This is a genomic window from Streptomyces himastatinicus ATCC 53653, from assembly GCF_000158915.1.
GTDB classification, from domain to species: Bacteria; Actinomycetota; Actinomycetes; order Streptomycetales; family Streptomycetaceae; genus Streptomyces; species Streptomyces himastatinicus.
In genome coordinates this window covers 4,505,826-4,512,240 of the sequence record NZ_GG657754.1, presented here as the reverse complement: position 1 = coordinate 4,512,240, position 6,415 = coordinate 4,505,826, and the positions used below count along the sequence as shown (strand labels likewise).

General features: G+C 71.3%; 7 protein-coding genes. 5 read left to right on the top strand and 2 right to left on the bottom strand.

The features are described from left to right. Positions 1-496, bottom strand: a 496-nt coding sequence (locus tag SSOG_RS18630; protein ID WP_009715797.1) for an SDR family NAD(P)-dependent oxidoreductase, incomplete at its 3' end; no start/stop codon positions are given. 158 nt (positions 497-654) lie between these two features. On the opposite strand from SSOG_RS18630, the gene SSOG_RS18625 reads away from it, so the two are divergent. Next, on the top strand, positions 655-1,563 hold the full coding sequence (locus SSOG_RS18625; protein ID WP_009715796.1) for a LysR family transcriptional regulator: 909 nt from the start codon (positions 655-657) through the stop codon (positions 1,561-1,563). 113 nt (positions 1,564-1,676) lie between these two features. Here SSOG_RS18625 and SSOG_RS18620 read toward each other — a convergent pair whose 3' ends face one another. Then, positions 1,677-1,991, bottom strand: a complete 315-nt coding sequence (locus SSOG_RS18620; RefSeq protein ID WP_009715795.1) for a WhiB family transcriptional regulator — start codon at positions 1,989-1,991, stop codon at positions 1,677-1,679. Between the two features lie 397 nt (positions 1,992-2,388). Between SSOG_RS18620 and SSOG_RS18615 the strand changes: the two genes are divergently transcribed. The 4 genes from SSOG_RS18615 to SSOG_RS18600 form a co-directional block, all read left to right on the top strand. After that, positions 2,389-3,000 (top strand): response regulator transcription factor, encoded by a 612-nt coding sequence (locus SSOG_RS18615; RefSeq protein WP_003948568.1) that lies wholly within the window; start codon positions 2,389-2,391, stop codon positions 2,998-3,000. Between the two features lie 282 nt (positions 3,001-3,282). Next, complete coding sequence (locus SSOG_RS18610) at positions 3,283-3,894, top strand: sigma-70 family RNA polymerase sigma factor (protein WP_009715794.1); 612 nt, start codon at positions 3,283-3,285, stop codon at positions 3,892-3,894. Between the two features lie 127 nt (positions 3,895-4,021). Beyond that, positions 4,022-5,524 (top strand): IMP dehydrogenase, encoded by a 1,503-nt coding sequence (guaB, locus tag SSOG_RS18605; protein ID WP_009715793.1) that lies wholly within the window; start codon positions 4,022-4,024, stop codon positions 5,522-5,524. Positions 5,525-5,607: 83 nt separating this feature from the next. After that, positions 5,608-6,415: GuaB3 family IMP dehydrogenase-related protein (locus SSOG_RS18600; RefSeq protein ID WP_009715792.1), on the top strand; the 808-nt coding region annotated here is incomplete at its 3' end.

The following is a 6,415-nucleotide window of genomic DNA, read 5'->3' as shown; positions in this document are numbered from 1 at the left end:
GGTCCTTCGCCGCGCCCTGCGTGAACTGCACGACACAAGCCTTGCTCGCCCCGTACGTCCCGCGCGGGAAGAAGGCGGCCACCGAGGCCACGTTGATCACCCCGCCGCGCCCCCGCGCCCGCATCGTCTGGGCGGCGGCACTGGTCAGCCGCAGCACCGCCTCGCAGTGCAGCTTCAGCATCCGCAGCTCATCGGCGAGCGGCGCTTCCAGATAGCGGCCGTTGTTGCCGAAACCGGCGTTGTTGACGAGCAGATCGACCGGATGCGTACGGTCCCCCAAACGCTCCTCGACCGCGGCGATACCGGCGTCCTCGGACAGGTCGGCGCGCAGCACCTCCGCCTCGACCCCATGGCGGTCGTGGAGGTCGGCGGCCTGGTCCCGCAGCCGCTTCTCGTCGCGGGAGACCAGCACCAGGTTGTGCCCGTCCGCCGCGAGCCGGCTCGCGAAGGCGGAGCCGATGCCCGCCGTGGTTCCGGTAATCAATGCAGTCGTCATACGCGCACGTTATCGGCCGGACGATCACTCCGCGCCCGGGCGCCGCGGCCCCGGGCGGCCGGTCCCGTTCCGGCCCGATCGACACAACACCCCGTACGCCGTCAAAGCACCGGCGCGATATTCCGGTCCGCACCCAAGTGCCCCTTATGCTCGGGGGCATGATCGAGGCTCGTCATCTGAGGGTGCTGCGCGCGGTGGCCGCGACCGGTTCCTTCTCCGCCGCCGCCCGCGAGCTGGGCTGCACCCAGCCCGCCGTCAGCCAGCAGATGAAGGCCCTGGAGCAGTCCACGGGGACGCCGCTGCTGATCCGTACCGGGCGGGAGATGCGGCTGACCGAGGCGGGCGAGGCGCTCGTACGGCACGCGGCGGGCATCCTCGCCGGGCTGACGGCCGCCGAGGAGGAGGTCGCTGCGCTCGCCGGGCTGCGGGCCGGGCGGGTGCGGCTGGTGTCGTTCCCCAGCGGCAGCTCGACGCTGGTGCCGACCGCGCTCGCCGGGCTGCGCGCCGCCCACCCGGGGACGCGGGTGTCCCTGGTGGAGGCCGAGCCGCCGCGTTCGGTGGAGATGCTGCGCGGGGGCGACTGCGAGATCGCCCTCGCCTTCCGGTATCCGCAGGCCGTTGCGGACGCGGACCCGGCGGCGGGGTGGGACGACCTGGTGGTGCGGCCGCTGCTGCGGGACCGGCTGGTGGTCATGGTCCCGGACGATCACCGGCTGGCCGGGGCCGGGACGGTGGGGATCGGGGAGCTGGCCGAGGAGCCGTGGATCGCGGGCTGCCCGCGGTGCCGGCGCCATCTGGTGGAGGTGTGCGAGGCCGAGGGCTTCACCCCGCGGATCGACTTCGCGACGGACGACTACCCGGCGGTGGTCGGGCTGGTGGGGGCCGGGCTCGGGGTCGCGGTGCTGCCGGAGCTGGCGGTGGAGTGCGTACGCGCCAAGGGGACGGCGACGCTGGAGGTCAAGCCGGCGGTGCGGCGCGAGGTGGTGGCGCTGACGCTGCCGGACCTGGCCCGGGTTCCGGCGGTGGCGGCGACCCTGGACCGGCTGGAGCTGGCGGCGCGGCGCTGACGCGCTGTCGCGGCGCAGACGTGCGAAAGCCCGCCGATCGTCGGTGGGCACGGTCGGCGGTGGGGTGGGGTGATGGAACGTTTCTTCAGGGAGCGGGGAAGCGGGGATCCCGGTCAGGCCCCCGGGGCTCCCGAGGAGGCGACCGTGCGATGGCGGGCCCGCCCCATCAGCTCCTCGCGTTCGTCCTCCGTCAGTCCGCCCCAGACCCCGTAAGGCTCCCGTACGGCCAGGGCGTGAGCCGCGCACTGCGCCCGAACCGGGCAGCGCATGCACACCTCTTTCGCCGACATCTCGCGCGCGCTGCGGGCCGCGCCGCGCTCGCCTTCCGGGTGGAAGAAGAGCGAGCTGTCCACACCGCGGCACGCCGCCAGGAGCTGCCAGTCCCACAGATCGGCGTTCGGACCGGGAAGACGGGAGAAATCTGCCATTGCCTTGTCTCCTCGAAGCGATCGGCTGCGGACGCTGTGTCCCGGGTCGTACACCTACTGTGTAAGTAGATGTAAATATGACTCATTGCGAATCTAGCCACAGAGACCGGCAAATTGGAAGCAAGGTCGCCAAATGCCACCGAAGGGGATGACCTTTGGGGGAGACGTGACAGGGCGCGACCTGCGCGGGGAAGCGCCTCCGTGTCCGAGGGCTCACGTAGAGTGTCGAAGGTGGCCGCCGAACCCCGTAACTCTTTCGGGTGACCGTCGTTGAGAGTGCGGAGGCGGTTGATGGGTAAAGCTCTCGGACACATATCCGGGGCTGTCAATCGCTCAGGTGACGATATGTACCAGCCTGGAGGCTCAAGGTGACGCGCATCAGCTGCGGAGGGCGGCCATGACATCCGTCCTCGTCTGCGACGACTCCCCGCTCGCCCGAGAAGCGCTGCGCCGCGCGGTGGCGACGGTGCCCGGCGTCGAGCGGGTGACGACGGCGGCCAACGGCGAGGAAGTCCTCCGCCGATGGGGCGCCGACCGCTCGGATCTGATTCTGATGGACGTGCGCATGCCCGGCCTCGGCGGAGTCGAGACCGTGCGCCGGCTGCTCTCCGCCGACCCCGGCGCCCGGATCATCATGCTCACGGTCGCCGAGGACCTCGACGGGGTCGCCCTCGCCGTGGCCGCCGGTGCCCGCGGCTATCTGCACAAGGACGCCTCGCGCGCCGAGCTGCGCGCGACCGTGACGCAGGCCCTCGCCGACCCGACCTGGCGACTGGCCCCGCGCCGGCTGCGCTCCGCCGAGATGGGCGCCGCGCCCACGCTCACCGCGCGCGAGATCCAGGTGCTGGAGGGCATGAGCCACGGCCGGTCCAACGCGGAGATCGGCCGTGAGCTGTTCCTCTCCGAGGACACGGTCAAAACGCACGCCCGTCGGCTGTTCAAGAAGCTCGGCGCGTCCGACCGGGCCCATGCGGTGGCCCTCGGATTCCGCTGGGGCCTGGTCCGCTAGGGGTCTTTCTCACATGCCGCGCAGCGGGGGCGCTACGACCCCCGCCCGCCGGGTGGCGGGCGGGGCGGGAGCGTGCGCGGCACCGCGCGTGACGGCGGCTTGTACCGGTTCCCCGCGCGATGCCGCATCCTTGAAGGTGTGGAGTTCCTCGGGGACGAGTCGGTCGGGCGTGAGGGGAGAGCGCAGGACGTGACGACTACCGGCGCACCTGCTCATAACGCTTCAGCGCACAACTATGGACGCGATGCCACGGAGCCGCCGGGCCCAAGGCACCATGGACGGATGCGCGACGACGAGAGTCCAGGGCCCCCCAAGGGCGGCAGCCCGGGGGCGCCAGGGGCCATCGGTGCCCTCGTCGGGCGCGCGGTCGAGGGGGACGAGCAGGCCACCCATGACCTGCTGGCCCATGTCCATCCGCTCGCCCTGCGCTACTGCCGCACCCGGCTGTCCCGACTCCCGGGTGACGCTCGTCATTTCGTGGACGACCTGGCGCAGGAGGTCTGCCTCGCGGTGCTGTGCGCGCTGCCGCGCTACCGCGACACCGGCAAGCCCTTCGAGGCGTTCGTGGTGGCCATCGCCTCCCACAAGGTCGCCGATCTCCAGCGGGCGGCCATGCGCCACCCCGGTTCCACGGCGGTGCCCTCGGACGAGATGCCGGAGCAGCCGGACGATTCGCTGGGCCCGGAGGAGCGGGCGCTGCTGAGCAGCGACGCGGAATGGGCCAAGAAGCTGCTCGCGAACCTTCCGGAGAATCAGCGCGAGCTGGTGCTGCTCCGGGTGGCGGTCGGGCTTACGGCGGAGGAGACCGGGCAGATGCTCGGCATGTCGCCGGGCGCGGTGCGGGTCGCACAGCACCGGGCGCTGAGCCGGTTGCGCGCACTGGCCGAACAGTAGCGCGGTCGGTCGTCCCGGGCGGCATCACCAGCGGTATTCGTCGGTTGTCCACAGGGCGGAATGTGACACCGGGGATGGCCGTTAGCATGGGAGTCCGCGCTGGGGCAAGACCATTTGGAAGGGTGTCATGACTGACAACGTCGACGGAGTGCCTGAGAAGTTCGCGATGCTCGGGCTGACGTACGACGACGTGCTGCTGCTGCCGGGCGCCTCCGAGGTGCTTCCGAACGCGGTCGACACCTCGTCCAGGGTCTCCCGGAACGTTCGGGTGAACATCCCGCTGCTGTCGGCCGCCATGGACAAGGTCACCGAGGCCCGCATGGCCATCGCCATGGCCCGCCAGGGCGGCGCGGGCGTGCTGCACCGCAATCTGTCCATCGAGGACCAGGCCAACCAGGTCGACCTGGTCAAGCGGTCCGAGTCCGGCATGGTCACCGACCCGATCACGGTCCGGCCGGACGCCACGCTGCACGAGGCGGACGCGCTGTGCGCGAAGTTCCGCATCAGCGGCGTCCCGGTCACCGACGCCGCGGGCAAGCTGCTGGGCATCGTCACCAACCGGGACATGGCCTTCGAGGTGGACCGGGGCCGTCAGGTCCGCGAGGTCATGACCCCGATGCCGCTGGTCACCGGCAAGGTCGGGATCTCCGGTGACGACGCGATGCAGCTGCTGCGCCGCCACAAGATCGAGAAGCTTCCGCTGGTCGACGACGCGGGCGTGCTCAAGGGCCTGATCACGGTCAAGGACTTCGTGAAGGCCGAGCAGTACCCGAACGCGGCGAAGGACGACGAGGGCCGGCTGGTCGTCGGCGCGGCCGTCGGCGTCGGCGACGAGGCGTTCGACCGGGCGCAGGCGCTGGTCGAGGCCGGGGCCGACTTCCTGGTGGTCGACAGCGCCCATGGGCACAGCCGCGGCATCCTCGACATGATCGCCAAGGTCAAGTCCAATGTCCCGGTCGACGTGGTCGGCGGCAACGTCGCCACCCGCGACGGCGCCCAGGCGCTGATCGACGCGGGCGTGGACGGGGTGAAGGTCGGCGTCGGCCCGGGCTCCATCTGCACCACCCGCGTGGTCGCGGGCATCGGCGTCCCGCAGGTGACCGCGATCTACGAGGCGGCCCGCGCGTGCCACGCGGCCGATGTGCCGCTGATCGGCGACGGCGGCCTCCAGTTCTCCGGTGACATCGCCAAGGCGATCGCCGCCGGTGCGGACACGGTGATGCTGGGCAGCCTGCTGGCCGGGTGCGAGGAGTCGCCGGGCGAGATGGTCTTCATCAACGGCAAGCAGTTCAAGTCCTACCGGGGCATGGGTTCGCTGGGCGCGATGCAGACCCGCGGCCAGGCCCGCTCGTTCTCCAAGGACCGCTACTTCCAGGACAACGTGCTCTCCGAGGACAAGCTCGTCCCCGAGGGCATCGAGGGCCAGGTGCCCTACCGCGGCCCGCTGTCCTCGGTCGCCCATCAGCTGGTCGGCGGCCTGCGCGCCTCCATGGGGTACGTCGGCTCGGCGTCCGTGGCGGAGCTGAAGGAGAAGGGCCGCTTCGTGCGGATCACCGCCGCGGGCCTCAAGGAGAGCCACCCGCACGACGTCCAGATGGTCTCCGAGGCGCCGAACTACTCTGGCCGTTAACCTGCGCGACCCCCGCGCGACGGGCTGCGCGCGGGGGATGGCGATACTGGTACGGCAGAACAAGCCAGCGAAAGGCACCCCACGTGACTGAGATCGAGATCGGGCGCGGCAAGCGCGGCCGCAGGGCGTACGCGTTCGACGACATCGCCGTCGTGCCGAGTCGTCGTACCCGGGACCCGAAGGAGGTCTCGATCGCCTGGCAGATCGACGCCTACCGCTTCGAGCTGCCGTTCCTGGCCGCCCCGATGGACTCGGTGGTCTCCCCGCAGACCGCGATCCGCATCGGCGAGCTGGGCGGCCTCGGGGTGCTGAACCTCGAAGGTCTGTGGACCCGGTACGAGGACCCCGAGCCGCTGCTCGCCGAGATCGCCGAGCTGGACGAGCGCACCGCCACCCGCCGGCTCCAGGAGATCTACGCCGAGCCGATCAAGGAAGAGCTGATCGGGCAGCGGCTGAAGGAGGTGCGCGACTCGGGTGTGGTCACCGCCGCCGCCCTGTCGCCGCAGCGCACCGCGCAGTTCTCCAAGGCCGTGGTGGACGCCGGGGTCGACATCTTCGTCATCCGGGGCACCACCGTCTCGGCCGAGCACGTGTCGGGTGCCGCCGAGCCGCTGAACCTCAAGCAGTTCATCTACGAGCTGGACGTCCCGGTCATCGTGGGCGGCTGCGCCACGTACACCGCGGCGCTGCACCTCATGCGCACCGGCGCGGCCGGGGTGCTCGTCGGGTTCGGTGGCGGCGCCGCCCACACCACCCGCAATGTGCTGGGCATCCAGGTGCCGATGGCCACGGCGGTGGCCGATGTCGCCGCCGCCCGCCGGGACTACATGGACGAGTCCGGCGGCCGCTATGTGCATGTGATCGCGGACGGCGGGGTCGGCTGGAGCGGCG

Excerpts from the sequence above, each read along its gene's own strand:
- guaB (WP_009715793.1), top strand. The coding sequence starts at position 4,022 with ATGACTGACAACGTCGACGGAGTGCCTGAGAAGTTCGCGATGCTCGGG.
- SSOG_RS18615 (WP_003948568.1), top strand. The coding sequence starts at position 2,389 with ATGACATCCGTCCTCGTCTGCGACGACTCCCCGCTCGCCCGAGAAGCG.
- SSOG_RS18625 (WP_009715796.1), top strand. The coding sequence starts at position 655 with ATGATCGAGGCTCGTCATCTGAGGGTGCTGCGCGCGGTGGCCGCGACC.
- SSOG_RS18610 (WP_009715794.1), top strand. The coding sequence starts at position 3,283 with ATGCGCGACGACGAGAGTCCAGGGCCCCCCAAGGGCGGCAGCCCGGGG.
- SSOG_RS18620 (WP_009715795.1), bottom strand. The coding sequence starts at position 1,991 with ATGGCAGATTTCTCCCGTCTTCCCGGTCCGAACGCCGATCTGTGGGAC.